Origin of the sequence: Blautia sp. HCP3S3_D9 (genome assembly GCF_052063845.1) — a bacterium.
Lineage (GTDB): Bacteria > Bacillota > Clostridia > Lachnospirales > Lachnospiraceae > Blautia_A.
In genome coordinates this window covers 1-19177 of the sequence record NZ_JBQHWS010000041.1, presented here as the reverse complement: position 1 = coordinate 19177, position 19177 = coordinate 1, and the positions used below count along the sequence as shown (strand labels likewise).

Sequence of the window (19177 nt, the reverse complement as noted above, 5' to 3'; positions counted from 1 at the left end):
TGTGGAATAGCTACGATAAATCATAAAAAGGAGATCTGGCACATATCATATATAAAAAATTCAGGAAGTCAGAAATGTTCGGACCTGACGATTTTGAGATGCAGATACAGCAGGAAGAAGTCCCCGGCATTCATACTGAGCCGTTCATACCACCGGCACAGGATGAACAGTACGGGGATTTAATTGTAAAGCATGGACAGAATATGGGGGAAGATTATGAAAACAGAGCAGATGCGGAATTTCTTCCTGTCAATGAGATGTTTGGAATTTTATATGTCCCGCTGAATGAGATCGGCCCGTTGGAAATCAATTCCTACAGTTATGCATCGTTGCCAAAGTGCTATACATTTATGGACGTAGATGCTCTGAATGCCTCAGGAATCACGAGGTTACATAATCATCCTTATCTGAATCTGCAGGGAGAGGGAACAGTGATTGCAGTTATTGATTCTGGAATTGACTATATGAATCCAATCTTTCGCAGTGGAGATGTGAGCAGAATCGCATATATCTGGGACCAGACGATACCAGGGAATGAAGATGAACGGGTGCCTTATGGAAAAGTTTTTACAAGAGAAGAAATTAACCAGGCATTTACAGCTGAGAATCCGCGGGAAATCGTGCCGTCTGTAGATGAGAATGGACATGGCACAGCTATGGCGGGGCTGGCAGCAGGAAATTTCATACCTTCGGAAAATTTCTCCGGGGCTGCTCCGAAAGCTACGATCATTGTAGTGAAATTAAAGACAGCAAAATCTTACTTGCGGAAGTTTTATCAGTATCCGCCGCAGGCAGAGGTATTTCAGGAGAACGATATTATGCTTGGAGTTTCTTATGCGGTAAGGACAGCGAAAGCTATGGGAATGCCAGTTTCTGTCTGTCTGGGACTGGGCACTAGTCAGGGGGCGCATATTGGAGATAGTGAACTGAGTAGATATGTAGACTATATTAATGAAGATTCTCAGGTATCGGTATCAGTGGCAGCAGGAAATGAGGGAGCAGCACAGCACCATTACACAGCAGAACTAAGTGGTGTGAGGAATCAGGATACTGTGGAACTGCGTATTGCAGAGGGAGAACAGGGATTTTCTATGGAATGCTGGGGAGATCCACCGGATGATTATACGGTATCTGTGCAGTCCCCGGCAGGGGAGACATTGTATGTGAGTAGTTCACTTGGAGCAGGGACACAAGAATTGAGTTTTATTTTTGTAGAGACGAAAATACTGGTCAATTATGTGAGGATGGAGCGGCTGACAGGAAAGCAGCTGGTCTATTTTCGGTTCTTTCATCCTGCCGCCGGGATTTGGAAGATAAATGTCAGTAAAAAGGAAGGACCAGGCAGTAGATTTCACATGTGGCTTCCGGTGCAGGGATTGATCTCTACGGAGACTTATTTCCTGGAATCTACACCGTATACCACAGTCACAGCACCCGGAGATTCTACCAGAAGTATTACTGCGACTGCCTATCAGTATAGGGATAATAGTCTGTATTTTCAGGCGGGGCGTGGCTTTACTCCGAATAATCAGGTGACACCGGATCTGGCGGCACCGGGGGTAGATTTGATCATTCCATTGCCAGGAGGCGCATTTGGAAAGGCTTCAGGGAGCAGTCTGGCAGCTGCGATCACTGCAGGGGCAGCAGCGCTGGTGCTGGAATGGGCAATTGTAAGAGGAAATATTCCATATGCTTCAGGGAATGCAGTGAAATTTTATCTGCAGAAAGGGGCAGTCAGAGAAGAACAGATGGAGTATCCGAATCCGGCATGGGGATATGGAAGACTGGATCTGTATCATACATTTGAGGTTATCAGTTAGGAGATTATTTTCGGAAAAAAGGAATGTGCAGGGGAAGGAAGAAGTTTGTCAAAATAGTAACCAAATTTGCGGGATAAATCTTGTATAGTTTTCAACCAAAAATTGTTAGGTGATCTAATTGTTTTTTAGGAAGAAAAATGTTACAATATACAAAAGAAATTGGGAGGCAATTATGAAGAGAGGCAGTATTTTTGAAACTGACGGAATCCCCCGCATGAGTGAGGCATTACCACTTGCCATGCAGCACGTCGTAGCCATGATCGTAGGATGTGTAACACCGGCGATCATTGTTTCTGGAGCAGTCCCGGGCGGACTTTCCAGAGAGGACCAGGTTATTCTGATTCAGTCAGCACTGGTCATTGCAGCACTTGCAACTTTGCTTCAGCTGTTTCCGATTGGCGGAAAGGCGAAATTTGCAATTGGCTCAGGCTTGCCTATTATCATGGGTGTCAGCTTTGCTTATGTGCCAAGTATGCAGGCGATAGCGGAATCGTACGGCATAGCAGCGATCATGGGCGCGGAGATCGTTGGTGGTATCGTAGCAGTTGTCATGGGTTTGCTGGTCAAGAAGATTCGAGTATTCTTCCCACCGCTGATCACGGGAACAGTCGTATTTACCATTGGTCTTTCCCTGTATCCGACAGCCATTAACTATATGGCGGGCGGTACCAGCAATCCGAATTATGGTTCCTGGCAGAACTGGGCGATCGCATTTTTTACTCTGATCGTGGTTACGGCACTGAACCATTTTGGAAAGGGAATCTGGAAACTGGCTTCTATCCTGATCGGTATCATCGTAGGATATCTGGTTTCTATTCCATTTGGAATGGTAGATTTCTCAAGCATTGGCGAGGCAGGTGTCTGTCAGCTTCCGTCTCTGATGCATTTCGGAGTACAGTTTGAGCCGTCTTCCTGCGTGGCACTTGGAATCCTGTTTGCGATTAACTCTATTCAGGCGATCGGTGATTATTCAGCGACTACTATTGGAGCTATGGACAGAACTCCTAAGGACGAGGAACTTCAGAGAGGTATCGTCGGATATGGTATTTCTAACGTAGTAGGTGCATTTCTCGGAGGACTTCCGACAGCTACATACAGCCAGAACGTAGGTATCGTTACAACCACAAAGGTTATCAACCGCTGGGTACTGGGGCTTGCAGCAGCAATCCTTGGCGTAGCTGGTCTGGTTCCGAAGTTCTCAGCAATCCTGACAACCATTCCTCAGTGCGTACTGGGCGGTGCGACAGTATCTGTATTTGCATCTATCGCAATGACAGGTATGAAGCTGGTTGCTTCTGCTGAGATGGATTATCGTAACTCATCAATCGTAGGACTTGCAGCAGCACTGGGAATGGGTGTATCTCAGGCAACAGCGGCACTTGCAAGCTTCCCGGCATGGGTAACAACAATTTTTGGAAAATCACCGGTTGTTCTTGCAACGATCATTGCAGTACTTCTGAATGTAATTCTTCCGAAAACACGGGACGAACGCAAAGAAGAAGCGAAAAAAAAACTGGAAGTAGAGCAGAAACTGGAAGAAGATCATAAGGAATTTGGGGCATAAAGAGCAGAATCATATATGATATCTGTTGAAAAATCAGAAAATTGAATATGGGAAAAGAAAAGATGTACTTTTGCAGGGGGATGTGAGAATACATCTTTTCTTATGTCATAGGAAATTACTCCGTAATGTTCCAATGACATAAAAAAGCCCTCCGGGCAGGATTCTTTCTTGTATAACAATAACTTATGACAGATATATCGGATTGGTATATGAAATATGTACAAATATATAAGAATAGTTTAATAGAAAACTTCTTAAATTATCAAAATTGATTACTGGAATTTGTTGATAAAAAAGTTGCTTTGAGAATAAAATGCTGTTAAAAAGAGCAGTTTATACAAAATAAAAGAATATTCAAAAAAATTTAGCTTTATGTGTTACTTGTATGATATAATAACTTTATCTAAGGCAACACGAAAAATCAAACGACACAGGAGGTTTACTCATGTCCAGAAAAAATCTGATCGTCGGCCAGTCCGGCGGCCCTACCGCAGTCATTAACAGCAGTCTTTACGGAGTTGTATCCGAAGGAATGCGACATCCGGAAACCATCGAACATATTTATGGAATGGTAAATGGAATCGAAGGATTTCTGAATGGAACAGTCCTTGATTTCGCAGAAGCACTCCCGGGAAAGAAGCTGGAAGGCTTGAAGTATACACCAGGTGCTTATCTCGGCTCCTGCCGTTACAAACTGCCGGAATCACTGGAAGACCCGATTTATCCGAAACTCTTTAAGAAATTTGAAGAGATGAATATAGGCTGGTTCTTCTACATTGGCGGAAATGATTCCATGGATACAGTAAGCAAACTTTCCAGATATGCAGCACAGATTGGAAGCGATATCCGTATCATTGGAGAACCGAAGACCATCGACAATGATCTGGTCCACACAGACCATACCCCGGGTTTTGGAAGTGCAGCAAGATATGTAGCATCTACTGTTCGTGAGATTACCATAGATGCAAATGTTTATGAAAAGAAATCTGTAACTATCGTAGAGATCATGGGCCGTCATGCAGGATGGCTCACAGCGGCATCCGCACTTGCCCGCAAATATATCGGTGATAACCCATTACTGATCTATCTTCCGGAAACTGCCTTTGACCAGGAAGCATTCCTTAAAGCGGTAGAGAAGTCTTTTGAGAAAAACTGCAACGTTATTGTCTGTGTGTCCGAAGGCATTCATGATGCACAGGGTACATTTATCTGCGAATATGACAATTCTGTAGGCACAGATACTTTTGGGCACAAAATGCTGGCAGGCTGCGGCAAATATCTGGAGAATCTCGTCCGTAACCGTCTTGGTGTCAAGGCACGTTCCGTAGAACTTAATGTCAGCCAGCGCTGTTCTGCATCTATGATGTCAGCCACAGACCAGCAGGAAGCTGTCAAAGCCGGTGAATTTGGTGTACAGGCTGCATTGAATGGGGTGACCGGAAAGATGATCTCATTCATCCGCAAAGAAACACAGGATGGTTCTTATGTTATGGAATGTGGTCTGGAAGATGTCAATGATATATGTAATGAAGAGAAAACAGTTCCGTTAAACTGGATTACTTCAGACGGTTCTGATGTTACAGAAGATTTTATCCGCTATGCCCGTCCGCTGGTTCAGGGAACTGTAGAAATCCCTTACGGTGAAGATGGACTTCCGGCATTTGTGTATCGGAAATAAGAGGGAAAATAACAACCGGGAAAGAATTTATCAGAGATTGAAATTCATTCCCGGTTGTGTATTTACATATTATAATAAGCTGCATAAATTCCGTTCATATCGAGTAGCTCTTCATGTGTTCCTCTTTCTGCAATCCCATCCTCAGTGATTACGATAATCTCATCCGCATCCCGGATTGTAGAAAGTCTGTGTGCAATCGTAATGGTAGTACGGTTCTGTGAAAGTTCCTCCAGACTTCTCTGAATCCATCGCTCACTTTCGTTATCCAGTGCACTTGTTGCCTCATCCAGGATCAAAATTGGTGGATTTTTCAAAAAAACACGCGCAATAGAAATACGCTGTTTCTGTCCGCCTGAAAGTCTCGTTCCGCGTTCTCCGACGTAAGTATCATACTGTTCCGGCAATTCCATAATAAAATCATGAATACTTGCTCTCCGGGCTGCTTCAATAATCTCTTTATCTGAAGCGCCAGGTTTTCCGTAAGCAATATTATCCTTAATGGTTCCATCAAAAAGATAAACATCCTGCTGTACAGTACCAATCTGACTTCTGAGACTTTTCAGTGTCAATCTGCGAATATCTTTGCCGTCAATGGTAATGCGGCCGGCTGTTACATCGTAAAAACGTGGCAGGAGCGAACAGATTGTAGTTTTTCCACCGCCTGACGGTCCAACCAGTGCTACAGATTTTCCGGCAGGAATATCAATAGAAATATCCGAAAGTACAGGAGTATCATCATCACTGTAATGAAACGAAACATGCTCATAACTTACATGTCCTTTTACATTCGTAAGCCCTTTCGCATTCGGAGCATCCGTGATCTCAGATTCTGTTTCCATCACATCAACGAAACGACGAAACCCGGAGAGACCTTTCTGCATCATTTCTACCAGTTCCACCAGAATCTGAATTGGGCTGATAAAAATTCCAATATAAAGTGCATACATGGCAAGATCTGCTGTCTGCATTTCACCGTTCGCGATGAGATAACCACCATACACCAGTGTAACCAGATACATCATCCCCTGAAAAAACAGATTGGAACTCATAAAACTTCCCATACAATGATAATTATCCCGCTTGGAAACCAGAAATGCATCATTGCTCTTTTTGAATTTCTCGTGTTCAATCTCTTCATTGGCAAAAGACTGCACCACACGGATCCCGGACAGGGTGTCCTGCAGACTGGCGTTTACATCTCCGATTTTTCGTCTGTTTTCCATAAAAGTTTCCTGCATTCTTGCATTCTGCTTAAAAGAAAATACAAACATGATAATAACCAGAATGATCAGTGGAAGAGCCAGTTTCTTATTGATAAAAAGCAGAAAAATAAAGGCACCGATAATCTTTACCAGAGAGATAAAGAGGTTCTCCGGACCGTGGTGTGCAAACTCTGAGATGTCAAAGAGGTCACTTACCAGTTTACTCATCATCTGACCGGAATTATTCCGGCTGTAATAGGAAAAGGAGAGTTCCTGATAATGATCAAACAATTCCTGACGCATATCACGTTCCATATATGCGCCCATCATATGTCCCTGATAGGTGACATAATATTTGCAGAGACACTGCACTACATACATAATAAAAATACAGCCCGCGATCAGCGGCAGCGCATGCAGGATTTTTGACTGATTCTGTGTGAACAATGTTCTGGTCATAGTACGCAGGATCTGAGGATAAGCCAGATCTACCAGACTGATCACAGCCGCACATATCAGGTCAATAAAAAAGACTGCTTTATACGGACCGTAATAGTGAATGAATTTTTTGATAGTATTCATAAGAAGAAATCCTTTCAATTGTGATAAATCCATAGTAACATAACAGGAATTAAAGTCAAGAAGCGTCGGGACTTTAAAATAAAACATTTTTGTGTTATATTGAGGATAGTTACGTAAAGACAAAAGAAGGGGAGCAGAAAAGAAATGCAGGACAGAAAGCTGGAACAGGCACTGGATATTTATTTCGGGAGAGAACCTGACAGAGAAACAAAGGAATTTCAGGATGCGCAGAAGTATCTGAAACTCAGAATACGTCCTGCTATGGAATTTCTTATAGAGAAAGAAGATACAGAGGGAATGGAACAGCTTGAGAATTGTGGCTGGTTTTCTGCGAAAGAACTGGAAAGTTTTATCAGATGTGCAAGGGAGAAGGCGAAACTGCGTTCTCTGGTATGGCTGCTTCATCTCAAAGACCGGAAATATGGATATCAGAAGAAAGATTTTTCCCTGTAAAGAATCTCAGACAATGAGCTATTCATCAGAGAGAGGAACCGATAATTATGAGTGATATGGACAGACAGGAGCTTCTGGGAAAAAGAATCCTTCAGAACTGCAGAAATGAACTGTATCTGGATTTCCCTTATCTGGACGGAGCATTTGCAAGTCTGGAATATGAAGCAGATAACAGTATTATTACCATTGGCACAGACGGAGAGAAAATTTATTTTAATCCGACCTTTCTGTTAAAACAGTATATCAGGGGTCCTGAGACAGTAAGACGGGGATATCTGCATATGCTGTTACATTGTCTGTATCTTCATATTTTTATGATGCCGGATAAGGAAATTGACGAGTGGAACAGGGAATGTGATTCCTTTGTGGAAGAGTTGATAGATAAATCTGTTCAGGAAAGTGGAAGCTGCAACCTGAAAAAAAGAAGGTTCAATGAGAATGGTACAGCAGATGTGGCAGATGACAGCTTTGATGACCATACGTTGTGGCAGCGAACTGCAGGTCAGGCATCCGGCGGCAGGAGAACAAAGGAGAAATGGGAGCGTGTTCTGGCCTATACGTCACAGAATAAGACTGGAACCAGGAGTCGTGCAGGGACTCAGACAACGAGCCGTCAGGAAGAACTGGATGAGATTTACCGGAGCAGATATGATTACCGGAAATTTCTGAAGCAGTTTTGCAGACTGCGTGAGGAAGTAGAACTGGATACAGAAAGCTTTGACTATATTTTTTATCGTTTTGGAATGGAACATTACGGAAATATTCCGTTGATAGAGCCTCTGGAATATAAAGAAGTAAACCGGCTGGAAGAACTGGTGATCGCTATTGATACCTCGGGATCATGTTCAAAGGAAACGGTGCAGAGATTCCTTGGAGAAACTTATTCGATTTTAAGCGAGAAAGAGAATTTTTTCAGCAGAATGAAAGTATATATTGTTCAGTGTGACTGTTTCATTCAGAAAGTGGATGTGATCCATTCTGAAGAAGAGTGGAAAGAATACAGCCGGAACGTAAGGATACAGGGGCGGGGCGGTACAGATTTCCGACCGGTCTTTGAACTGATCCGGCAGGAAAAAGAGCGAAAAGAGCTGAAAAATCTCAGAGCACTGATCTATTTTACAGATGGTGACGGGATTTATCCGAGACAGAAGCCAGATTATGAAACTGCGTTTGTATTTCTGGAACGTACGGACAAAATGAAACTGGTGCCGGCCTGGGCGAAATGCCTGATAACGAAAGTGAAATAGAATGTCTGTTTTTTTGGTTTATCTCCTGATGATAGTGACAAAACAAGGTGGAGATTGGCTGAAAGAAGAGAAACGGCCAGTAATAATTGACAGGAGCAGAGAAATGAATATACAGGAAGCAAAAAAAGAAATCTGCAACACACTTCGTGCGTACCTGGCGAAGGATGAAGATGGATATTATATTTATCCGCTGGTTCGTCAGAGGCCGATTTTAATGATCGGTCCACCCGGGATCGGCAAGACGGCTATTATGGAGCAGGCAGCAGCAGAATGCGGTGTAGGACTGGTATCGTACACGATTACGCATCATACCCGTCAGAGTGCCATTGGCCTGCCGGAGATCGTGAAGCGAAATTATGGCGGAAAGGGAATGATGGTGACAGACTATACAATGAGTGAGATCGTAGCGTCTGTTTATGACTGCATGGAGAAAACAGGAAAGAAAGAGGGAATCCTGTTTATCGATGAGATCAACTGTGTGTCAGAAACCCTGGCACCTGCCATGCTTGCACTTCTCCAGAATAAAACCTTTGGAAGTCATAAGATTCCGGAAGGCTGGGTTCTGGTAGCAGCAGGAAATCCGCCGGAGTATAATAAATCGGTCAGAGAATTTGACATAGTTACTTTGGATCGTGTCCGCAAACTGGAGATTGAGCCGGACTGTGATACATGGCTGAAATATGCCGGACAGCAGAATGTACATCAGGCAGTTATTTCTTATCTTTCCATGAAAAAGGAACGATTCTATGCCGTGGAGAATACAGTGGACGGAAAATTCTTTGTGACTGCCAGAGGATGGGAAGACCTTTCCAGGCTGATACAGAGCTATGAGAGACTGAGAATTGAGATTAACGAAGAACTGGTGGGAGAATTTTTGCAGAAAGAAGAAACTGCCAGAGATTTTGCCGGATTTTACCAGTTGTATACGAAATATGGAGAGGATTATCAGATTCCTGCGATCCTGGAAGGAAAACTGAGTACGGATACCCTGAAACAGAAACAACAAATGGCAGCAGGAGGTGCTTTCGAAGAGCGTTTTGCTGTTGTAAATCTGATCCAGGGCACACTCAGGGAAACAGCAGGAGAATATGAACGGGCAGACCAGCAGATTACGGTACTGCATGAACTTCTAATCCATCTGAAGAATCAGGTAAAGAAAATTTCTCAGGATGAAAAAAGCAGAATGCAGCTTATTGACAGTGTTTCAGGAGGGATATCTGTACTTGAGGAATTTGCGCAGGAGCAGGAGAACAGTCTGCAGGTTAAGATAAAAATGGAACTTATTTCAGGCAGGGAGCAGAAAATCCAGGAAACAGCGATTCGCAGATTAAGAGAATATATTCTGACTGCGAAGAAAGAACATCTGAGATCTGCGGAAAGCGGATTTAAGCGGATCTGCAAATGTTTTGAAGAAGAGGTTATCCATAGAGAAAATCTGATAGAAAGACTACAGAAAGAATTGCAGAATGCTTTTTCTTTTATTAAAGAAAGCTTTGGAGAGGAACAGGAGATGCTGCTCTTTGTGACCGGGATCACTGCAGATCCTGATCTGATTACATTTATTGTTGAGAATGGATGTCCGGCCTATTTTCAGTACAGTGGAATGCTCTTATATAATAAAGAAGAAAAAGATTTGCGGAAAGCGTGTCTGGAGGCGGTACAGAAAATCTGAAGGGAATGAAAAACTACAAAGACAGGCCTGCAGCCGGGTATAATGAGCTATCATAGACAGCGGCTGGGAGCTGATGTCTGTATGATAGAAGCAATCAGACAGTATCTGATACATAGCAGCAGAAAGATTGCTGCGGAAATGGAGGAAGAATGTCAGAAAAACAGCCTAAAAAAAAGAAAACGGCAGGAGACATTGTACTGACGGTTGTCCTTGTGGCGGCAATCTGTGTATTCTGTTATGCAGGATATAATCTGTTTCATATTTATACAGAATACAAGAAGGGAACAGATGAGTACAATTCCATTACACAGATGGCAGTGACAGAGCGTGATCCGGACCAGGAGGCGGCAGGACCGTCCGCCGGGGAACTGAAAGCACCGATGGATATTGATTTTGCATCTCTTAAGAGTGTGAATGATGATGTGGTAGGATGGATCTATGTAGAGGCAGTGCCGGATATCAATTATCCAATCGTACATGGAACAGATAATGAAACTTATCTTCACAGAACTTATGAGAAGAATTATAACTTTGCAGGAACAATTTTCGTAGATTACGAGAACAAGGGAGATTTCAGTGACTGCAATACCATCGTATATGGACACAATATGAAAAATGGTTCCATGTTTGCACAGCTGAAGAAGTTTTCTCAGAATGACGAAACCTATAAAAAGAGCAAATATTTCTGGATCTTCACACCGGAGAAAAATTACAGATATGAGATCATTTCGGCATATACAACAGGCGTAAACAGTGATACCTATACTTTGTTTAAAGGTCCGGGAGAAGAATTCGAGAAATATCTGGAGAAGATTAAGGGCTATTCCGAGATTAAAACAGATGCGGAAGGGCTGAATATGAAGGATAAGATCATCACTCTGTCTACCTGCACAGGAAACGAGGCAACCCGTTACGTAGTTCAGGGAAAACGTGTGGACACTCTTGATGTGGAACAATAGTTTTGGCAATATATTTATGTTGGTAGAAATTGTGTAACAGTGTTTCGGAAAAACTAAAGGAGGAACAGAAAATGGCAGGAGAGGTTGAGAAGTTACAGGAACATGTGGACAAATATGACAATATTGTTTTCTTCGGTGGTGCCGGTGTTTCTACGGAGAGCGGAATTCCGGATTTCAGAAGCCAGGATGGTCTTTATCATCAGAAATATGACTATCCGCCAGAAACAATCTTAAGCCATACATTCTTTATGAGAAAGCCGGAGGAATTTTTCAAATTTTACAGAGACAAGATGCTCTGCGATACTGCAAAACCAAATGCAGCACATCTGAAGCTGGCAGAGCTGGAGCAGGCAGGCAAACTGAAAGCAGTTATCACTCAGAACATTGATAATCTGCATCAGATGGCAGGCAGCAAAAAGGTTCTGGAACTTCACGGAAGTGTACATCGTAATTACTGCATGAAGTGTCACAGATTTTACGATTTTGCCCATATGAAGGCATCCACAGGCGTGCCGAGATGTGAATGTGGTGGAATTATCAAGCCGGATGTGGTATTGTATGAGGAAGGTCTGGACAACCAGACGATCAATGAATCCGTGAAAGCGATCTCAGAGGCACAGGTACTGATCATCGGGGGAACCTCTCTGGCAGTTTACCCGGCAGCCGGACTGATTGATTATTTCCGTGGAGAACATCTTGTAGTGATCAATAAATCTCCGACACCAAGAGACAGATACGCAGACCTCCTGATCCAGGAACCAATCGGACAGGTGTTTGCACAGATTCATTGCTGAGAATATGAAAATAAGTTTTGCGGAATGACAGAGAGTTGTTTTGAAACTAATTAGCTGAAACACTGGTATATCTGCAAAATAAAAACTGAAATAAGAAAACAAGAGGAGTAGGAAATATGGGACTTCTATATGAAGTTGGTGATACCGTTACATTAAAGAAAGTCCATCCCTGTGGTAGCAAAGACTGGGAAATCTTAAGAGTAGGTGCAGATTTCCGACTGAAATGTACAGGATGCGGCCATCAGATCATGGTGCCGCGCAAGATGGTGGAAAAAAATACAAAAAATTTGATAAAAAAAGAAAAATAGTACTTTACAGACACCGAAAACTATGTTAGAATCAACACTCGTGATATATTTTATATCCTTGCTCTTTGACAGGCAAAGGGCCAACAGACCATAAGGAGGTAAAGCAAGACATGAACAAGTACGAGTTAGCATTAGTTGTTAGTGCAAAAGTTGAAGACGAAGTACGTGATGCAGTTGTTGAGAAAGCAAAAGGATACATCACACGTTACAACGGCACTATCACAGAAGTAGAAGAATGGGGTAAGAAGAAATTAGCTTACGAAATTCAGAAAATGCATGAAGGCTTCTACTATTTCATTCAGTTTGAAGCAGACGCACAGTGCCCAGCGGAAGTTGAAAGACACGTTCGTATCATGGACAATGTATTAAGATACTTAGTCGTAAGAAAAGACGCATAATCTTATACAGAGTGGATTTTAGAAAGTACCATTAATTGATCCGTTCAACCATTCAAAGCAGAAACGAAGAGGTATTTACATGAACAAAGTAATTTTAATGGGACGCTTAACAAGAGATCCTGAGGTAAGATATTCCGCAGGAGAGAATGCATTGGCAATTGCCAGATACACATTGGCAGTAGACAGAAGATTCCGTCGTGATGGTGAGGCAACCGCAGACTTCATCAACTGTGTATCCTTTGGACGTACAGCAGAGTTTGCAGAGAAGTATTACCGTCAGGGACTTAAGATCGTTGTTTCAGGACGTATCCAGACAGGCAGCTACACCAACCGTGACGGCCAGAAGGTCTACACAACAGAGGTTGTAGTTGAGGAACAGGAGTTTGCTGAGAGCAAGTCAGCCAGCGATAATTATGCGGCATCCCATCCTCAGACATCCGCACCTGCACCATCCATGCCAGCTCCGGGAGCAGCCAGTGCAGACGGTTTCATGAACATTCCAGATGGAATTGATGAAGAGTTACCGTTTTAATTAAGGCTTATTACAAACTGATAGAATAAGATAGGAGGAAAGCAATCATGGCTTACAATAGAGGCGAAAGACCAGACTCTCCAATGAAGAGAAGAGGCGGTCGCAGAAGAAAAAAAGTTTGCGTATTCTGTGGTAAAGAGAATAACGAAATCGACTACAAGGATGTAGCAAAATTAAGAAAATATGTTTCTGAAAGAGGAAAAATCCTCCCAAGAAGAATCACAGGAAACTGTGCAAAACATCAGAGAGCACTGACAGTTGCTATCAAGAGAGCACGTCATATGTCTATGATGCCATACATCCAGGACTAATTCTGAAGATGATAAATGCTGTTCCGCATTATGCGGAGCAGCATTTTTTGCGTCGTCAGACTTTATTTTATTACAAAATAAATCGGTGGTGAGCAAATTTACTGGCACAGCCAGTAAACAGCGGAGAAAATAATTGTGTTGGGGCACATCTATAGGAGGCGTAGTATTATTAGCCTTCGAAGCCGTGCCCCAACACAATTATTTTTTTCGCGTCCCTCTACTTACTATGGTAAATCCCCAACAAATCTGTTATAATACAACCCAAAGGGCGTTTTATTCCCCCTGTACCAAAACAACAGAAGTAAAGAACGGAAAGAAAGACATGAGTGATAAACTGAAACTAAAAGGGCACATGAAAGCATTTATGAGGTGGCCTTTGATTCTCTCAGCTTTGTTGATCGTACTTAACATCCTGGTATATTTTACCAGCGTAAAGGCGGGTATCATTGTATCTGCTGGAATCCTCATTTACGTAGGAATCGCAGTAGTTGTACTTCGATGCCACAGACCATTCATCGTAAATGAACTGATAGCCTTTGCTAACCAATACGATTCACTTGAGAAGAGAATCCTTGAGGAACTGGCTTTGCCCTATGCCATCATGGATATGAATGGCAGAATGATCTGGTCAAACAAGGTTTTTGCAGAGCTGACAGGAAGAGACCAGTTTTATAAGAAGAATATTAACACGATTTTTTCTGATGTAACAGCAGATAAACTGCCGGTTGCAGGAAAGAAAGAAATCAGCGAAATCAGTACCCAGTTCGGAGAGAGAATCTACCGCATATCCATGCAGCGCGTAGAACTTGGCGAGATCATAGCAGGCAGTGAAATCTTTGAAGATATAGACAAGAATGTCAGTCTGATTGCCATGTATATGTATGACAATACAGAACTGAAAGAGTATATCAAAAAGAACGAAGATGATAAGCTTGTCGTAGCACTGGCTTATCTGGATAATTACGAAGAGGCACTGGAGAGTGTAGAAGACGTAAGACGTTCTCTTTTGATCGCGCTGATCGACCGAAAGATCACGAAATATTTTTCTAATTTCGATGGTCTTGTAAAGAAGCTTGAGAAGGATAAATATTTCCTTATCATGCGCCAGAGTTCACTGGAAGCTCTCAAAGAGCAGAGATTTCACATTCTGGACGAAGTCAAGACCGTTAATATCGGAAATGAAATGGCGATCACCTTAAGTATCGGTGTCGGACTTAACGCTGCTACTTATATCCAGAATTATGAGTATTCCCGAATCGCTATTGAAATGGCACTTGGACGCGGCGGCGACCAGGTTGTCATCAAGAATGGAAATAACATTACCTATTATGGCGGCAAGACCCAGCAGATGGAGAAGACCACCCGTGTCAAAGCCCGTGTCAAAGCTCAGGCTCTGAAGGAATTTATGAGTACCAAGGATCGTGTCGTAGTCATGGGACATAAGATCACAGATGTGGATGCGCTGGGTGCCGGAATCGGTATCTATCGTGCCGGTAAAACTCTTGGAAAACCAGTTCATATCGTAGTAAATGATCCGACTAAATCTATCAGACCGCTGATCGCAGAATATAAGAACAATCCGGATTATGAACCGTCCATGTTTGTTGACAGCCAGCAGGCAAAGGATCTGGTAGATAATAATACAGTAGTAGTTGTTGTTGATACCAACAGACCGAGCTATACAGAATGTGAAGATCTGCTGTATATGACTAAGACAGTTGTTGTCCTGGATCACCACAGACGCGGCAGCGAAGTTATTGAGAATGCTGTACTTTCTTATGTAGAGCCGTATGCATCCTCAGCCTGTGAGATGGTAGCAGAGATCCTGCAGTATTTCTCAGATGATCTGCGCATCCGCAATATTGAGGCAGACTGCCTGTATGCAGGTATTATGATCGATACGAATAACTTTACAACACGTGCAGGCGTACGTACTTTTGAAGCCGCTGCATTCTTAAGAAGAAGCGGAGCAGACGTGACCAAAGTACGTAAGCTTTTAAGAGATGATCTGAAGTCTTATCAGGCACGTGCGGAGGCAGTGAGAACAGCACACATTTACAGAGAATGTTTTGCTATTTCCAGATGCCCGAGTGAAAATCTGGACAGCCCTACAGTGGTAGGTGCCCAGGCAGCCAACGAACTTCTGAATATTGCAGGAGTAAAGGCATCCTTTGTACTGACTCAGTACAATAATGAAGTTTATGTCAGTGCCCGTGCCATTGATGAGATCAATGTACAGGTAATGATGGAAAAGATGGGCGGAGGCGGACATATGAATATCGCCGGTGCCCAGGTAAAAGCTTCTCCGGATGAAGTAGAGAGAATGCTCAAAGACATCATAGATCAGGAATATCAGGAGGAAAACAAGAAATGAAAGTAATCTTACTTGAAGACGTAAAAGCACTTGGAAAAAAAGGACAGATTGTAAGCGTAAGCGACGGATATGCAAGAAATATGATCCTTCCTAAGAAACTGGGTCTGGAAGCTACCCCTAAGAACTTAAATGATCTGAAACTTCAGAAAGCAAACGAAGAGAAAGTTGCTAAAGAAGTATACGAAGCAGCACAGGCATTTGCCAAAGATCTTGAAACAAAAGAAATCATCCTTACTTTGAAAACAGGAGAAGGTGGAAGAACATTTGGTTCTGTTTCTTCTAAGGAAATTTCTGAAGCTGCAAAGAAACAGTTAAATCTTGACATTGATAAAAAGAAACTTCAGCTTCCTGAGCCAATCCGTGTACTGGGCGTTACTCAGGTGCCGGTTAAATTACATCCTAAGGTAACAGGAACTCTTAAAGTATGGGTAAAAGAAGCCTGAGATCTTCCAGGAGGGATAAACAATGGAAGAAGCGCTGATTAAGAGAATACTGCCTCATAGCATAGATGCTGAGCAGTCAGTAATCGGGGCAATGCTTATGGACAGAGAGGCAATCCTTATAGCATCAGAAATAATTACAGGTGATGATTTCTATCAGAAGCAATATGGGATTATATTTGATGCAATGGTTGAGTTGTTCAATGAGGGAAAACCGGTTGATGTCATAACTCTTCAGAACAGACTGAAGGAAAAAGAACTTCCGCCGGATATCAGCAGTATGGAATATGTGCGTGATCTGATCGAACATGTTCCGACCTCTGCCAACGTAAAGGAATATGCAATTATCGTAAGTGAGAAAGCTGTTCTCAGGAGATTGATAAGAGTAAACGAGGAGATTGCTAATACCTGTTATCTGGAGAAAGAGAGCACAGAAGTAATTCTGGACGAAGCAGAGAAGAAACTGTTTGATATTCTTCAGAGACGCGGACACGAAGAATTTGTACCGATCCAGCAGATTGTTCTTGAAGCCATCAACAATATCGAGAAAGCGTCCAAGCTGAAAGGTTCTGTAACAGGTATTCCTACCGGATTTATTGATCTGGATTATAAGACTTCAGGTATGCATCCATCAGACCTGGTGCTGATCGCGGCACGTCCGTCTATGGGAAAAACTGCTTTTGTACTGAATATCGCAAATTATATGGCATGCCGTAAGCAGGTACCTGTACTGATCTTCAGTCTGGAAATGTCAAAAGTCCAGCTGGTTAACCGACTGATCGCTATGGAAGCACATGTAGACTCCCAGAATATGCGAACTGGTAATCTGAAAGATGATGACTGGACAAAGCTGGTAGAAGCTGCGAATACGATTGGTAATGCGCCTCTGTTTATCGAGGATACACCGGGAATTTCTGTTACAGAAATGCGTTCTATATGCCGTAAATATAAACTGGAGCATAATCTCGGGATCATCATGATCGACTACCTTCAGTTGATGAGTGGTGGTGGAAAGAGAAGCGATTCCCGCCAGCAGGAGATTTCAGAGATTTCCCGTTCGCTTAAGGCACTGGCCAGAGAACTGAGTGTTCCAGTAATTGCCCTGTCACAGCTTAGCCGTGCAGTAGAACAGCGTCCGGATCACAGACCGATGCTGTCTGACCTTCGAGAATCAGGAGCTATCGAGCAGGATGCCGATGTGGTAATGTTCCTTTACAGGGATGATTATTATCATAAGGATACAGAGAAGAAGGATATTGCCGAGGTTATCATAGCAAAACAGAGAAATGGTCCGATCGGTACCGTAGAACTTGTATGGCTGCCGAGGTATACACAGTTTGTAAATATGAAGAAATAAAGTAACAGTAAAGGGATTGAACAGTTACTAAAGAAAGATGTCAACAGGACGACTGTAAAGGCGAATGCCGGAATCAGCCGTTCTGTTTTCGCGTTTCAGGAGATTTTTCAGAAGAGTTTGTCAATGGAATTTTCTTGCATTCCATTGTCTGCATTTCTATAATAGAGAGTAAGAGACTTGTTGCTGTTTATACGAAATAGAAAGAGCTTACGGGATTTTTGCATGTGTATGCACATCTTGTTTGATAGCGGCGTGTGGACAGTAACGCAGAAGTTCTATGGACAGGAGGGGTAGCATGGAGCAGCGGTACACTGTGACACAGGCAGCAGATATCCTTGGAGTAAGGGCTTCGGTTCTCCGTTATTGGGAGGAGGAGCTTGAGCTGAGGATAGGCAGGAATGAGCAGGGACATCGTTACTACACTGGAAATGATATTACGCTTCTGGCTAATATCAAAGAACTTAAGAAAAGAGGACTTGCCTTACGTGCGATCAAAGAACTGATTCCAAGGATTTCGCGGACTGCACCGGGAAGTACAGAGAGTAAGGTGAGACTCCTTGAAGATGAAGAACCTGAGAGGGAGAAGCTTCTTGAATTCCAGAAAATCCTGGAGCGTCTGATCACTCAGGAACTACATATGAAAAAAGAAGGAGAAGACCAGTGTCGTGATCTGGATGAAGCAATCCGTAATCGTCAGCTTGCAAGAAAAGAAGCAGCTGTGACATTAGAGAGAAACAGTAAAAAGAATAAAAAACTCAGGAAGAGACATTTTTGAAGATTACAATAATAACACGCAATTCATTTAGTGATAATAATATACAAATTACAATAATAGAGAAAAAAATAGCTCCATTTCCGCCGAAACAGAAATGGAGCTGTTTTTATATCCGTAAATTATTCTGCTGGATGAATAGCTTCTGTTGGACAGGCTTCTGCGCATGTTCCACAGTCTAAGCAAGCGTCAGCGTCGATTACGAAATGCTCATCTCCCTGAGAGATAGCTTCTGCTGGACATTCGCTTTCGCAAGTTCCACAGCTTACACATTCGTCTGAAATTACATATGCCATAATTATAATCCTCCTTATTATAATAACGTTTTAGTACCTCTTTGGGTTCTACGAACATTTTAATATATCTTTGTCGGAATTACAAGTATAAAATCAGATACATTAATAAAATAATATTGAGTTAGAACACACTTACTTTATTTGCACTGACAATAGTCTGTTAATATACAAAAAAAATAAGAGTATCAAAAAAATAGTACGATTTTTTTGAATTTATTGACAATTTCCAAATAGAAAGGTATAGTAAAGGTACTTGCAAAGAGGCATAACAAACAGGGTTGTGCCTCTTTTACTCCGTAACAGGAGTGAGCGTGTTTGAAAAATCATTCCCGCAATCTGCACGCCCCACTTTGCGGTATATTTTGCCCGAATTCGGTTGTCGTAGCCCGCTACGACGCCCTCATCCGAACAAAATCTC

Annotated in this window: 20 protein-coding genes; 17 read left to right on the top strand and 3 right to left on the bottom strand. The window is 42.6% G+C overall.

What is annotated here, in order from left to right; genetic code table 11:
* Positions 1-74: 74 nt before the first annotated feature.
* The 3 genes from ACTNES_RS09855 to ACTNES_RS09845 all read left to right on the top strand — a co-directional run bounded on the left by ACTNES_RS09855 (position 75) and on the right by ACTNES_RS09845 (position 5062).
* Positions 75-1820 carry a S8 family peptidase gene (locus ACTNES_RS09855; RefSeq protein ID WP_291807655.1) on the top strand — a complete coding sequence of 582 codons (1746 nt, stop codon included), beginning with the start codon at positions 75-77 and terminating at the stop codon, positions 1818-1820.
* A gap of 172 nt (positions 1821-1992) precedes the next feature.
* Positions 1993-3384 (top strand): uracil-xanthine permease family protein, encoded by a 1392-nt coding sequence (locus ACTNES_RS09850; protein ID WP_291807656.1) that lies wholly within the window; start codon positions 1993-1995, stop codon positions 3382-3384.
* A 445-nt stretch (positions 3385-3829) separates the two neighbouring features.
* The gene (locus ACTNES_RS09845) at positions 3830-5062 is read left to right on the top strand and encodes a 6-phosphofructokinase (RefSeq protein WP_441039193.1); all 1233 of its coding nucleotides are present in this window, start codon (positions 3830-3832) and stop codon (positions 5060-5062) included.
* A 62-nt stretch (positions 5063-5124) separates the two neighbouring features.
* Here ACTNES_RS09845 and ACTNES_RS09840 read toward each other — a convergent pair whose 3' ends face one another.
* Entirely contained in the window at positions 5125-6846 is a 1722-nt protein-coding gene (locus ACTNES_RS09840) for an ABC transporter ATP-binding protein (RefSeq protein ID WP_441039192.1), read from the bottom strand.
* A 144-nt stretch (positions 6847-6990) separates the two neighbouring features.
* Between ACTNES_RS09840 and ACTNES_RS09835 the strand changes: the two genes are divergently transcribed.
* The 13 genes from ACTNES_RS09835 to ACTNES_RS09775 all read left to right on the top strand — a co-directional run bounded on the left by ACTNES_RS09835 (position 6991) and on the right by ACTNES_RS09775 (position 18466).
* Positions 6991-7299 carry a hypothetical protein gene (locus tag ACTNES_RS09835; protein ID WP_441039191.1) on the top strand — a complete coding sequence of 103 codons (309 nt, stop codon included), beginning with the start codon at positions 6991-6993 and terminating at the stop codon, positions 7297-7299.
* Positions 7300-7346: 47 nt separating this feature from the next.
* Positions 7347-8546 (top strand): vWA domain-containing protein, encoded by a 1200-nt coding sequence (locus tag ACTNES_RS09830; protein ID WP_441039190.1) that lies wholly within the window; start codon positions 7347-7349, stop codon positions 8544-8546.
* 103 nt (positions 8547-8649) lie between these two features.
* Complete coding sequence (locus ACTNES_RS09825) at positions 8650-10218, top strand: AAA family ATPase (protein ID WP_291807661.1); 1569 nt, start codon at positions 8650-8652, stop codon at positions 10216-10218.
* Positions 10219-10367: 149 nt separating this feature from the next.
* Positions 10368-11177 (top strand): class B sortase, encoded by an 810-nt coding sequence (srtB, locus tag ACTNES_RS09820; protein WP_216460184.1) that lies wholly within the window; start codon positions 10368-10370, stop codon positions 11175-11177.
* Positions 11178-11248: 71 nt separating this feature from the next.
* Positions 11249-11971 carry an NAD-dependent protein deacylase gene (locus tag ACTNES_RS09815; protein ID WP_291807662.1) on the top strand — a complete coding sequence of 241 codons (723 nt, stop codon included), beginning with the start codon at positions 11249-11251 and terminating at the stop codon, positions 11969-11971.
* A 116-nt stretch (positions 11972-12087) separates the two neighbouring features.
* A complete protein-coding gene (locus tag ACTNES_RS09810) occupies positions 12088-12279 on the top strand; it encodes a DUF951 domain-containing protein (protein WP_291807663.1) in 192 nt (63 codons plus the stop codon).
* 110 nt (positions 12280-12389) lie between these two features.
* A complete protein-coding gene (rpsF, locus tag ACTNES_RS09805; RefSeq protein ID WP_020993443.1) occupies positions 12390-12677 on the top strand; it encodes a 30S ribosomal protein S6 in 288 nt (95 codons plus the stop codon).
* Between the two features lie 79 nt (positions 12678-12756).
* The gene (locus ACTNES_RS09800; protein ID WP_216460179.1) at positions 12757-13209 is read left to right on the top strand and encodes a single-stranded DNA-binding protein; all 453 of its coding nucleotides are present in this window, start codon (positions 12757-12759) and stop codon (positions 13207-13209) included.
* A 47-nt stretch (positions 13210-13256) separates the two neighbouring features.
* Positions 13257-13520, top strand: coding sequence for a 30S ribosomal protein S18 (rpsR, locus tag ACTNES_RS09795; RefSeq protein WP_008707906.1), 264 nt, complete (start codon positions 13257-13259; stop codon positions 13518-13520).
* A 322-nt stretch (positions 13521-13842) separates the two neighbouring features.
* Positions 13843-15894, top strand: coding sequence for a DHH family phosphoesterase (locus ACTNES_RS09790; RefSeq protein WP_441039189.1), 2052 nt, complete (start codon positions 13843-13845; stop codon positions 15892-15894).
* Entirely contained in the window at positions 15891-16337 is a 447-nt protein-coding gene (gene rplI / locus ACTNES_RS09785; protein WP_441039188.1) for a 50S ribosomal protein L9, read from the top strand. Before ACTNES_RS09790 ends, rplI begins: the two co-directional genes overlap by 4 nt.
* Before the next feature lie 22 nt (positions 16338-16359).
* On the top strand, positions 16360-17691 hold the full coding sequence (dnaB, locus tag ACTNES_RS09780) for a replicative DNA helicase (RefSeq protein WP_291807664.1): 1332 nt from the start codon (positions 16360-16362) through the stop codon (positions 17689-17691).
* Positions 17692-17986: 295 nt separating this feature from the next.
* On the top strand, positions 17987-18466 hold the full coding sequence (locus ACTNES_RS09775; RefSeq protein ID WP_291807665.1) for a helix-turn-helix domain-containing protein: 480 nt from the start codon (positions 17987-17989) through the stop codon (positions 18464-18466).
* Between the two features lie 119 nt (positions 18467-18585).
* On the opposite strand, the gene ACTNES_RS09770 is transcribed toward ACTNES_RS09775, so the two are convergent.
* Positions 18586-18759: a DUF362 domain-containing protein gene (locus ACTNES_RS09770; protein WP_118511208.1), complete on the bottom strand. Its 174-nt coding sequence runs from the start codon at positions 18757-18759 to the stop codon at positions 18586-18588.
* A 213-nt stretch (positions 18760-18972) separates the two neighbouring features.
* Positions 18973-19131: a DUF6783 domain-containing protein gene (locus tag ACTNES_RS09765; RefSeq protein ID WP_441039197.1), complete on the bottom strand. Its 159-nt coding sequence runs from the start codon at positions 19129-19131 to the stop codon at positions 18973-18975.
* Between ACTNES_RS09765 and ACTNES_RS09760 the strand changes: the two genes are divergently transcribed.
* Positions 19096-19177 (top strand): DUF6783 domain-containing protein (locus ACTNES_RS09760; RefSeq protein ID WP_441039196.1); only part of this gene is annotated, 82 nt, incomplete at its 3' end. The genes ACTNES_RS09765 and ACTNES_RS09760 overlap by 36 nt on opposite strands.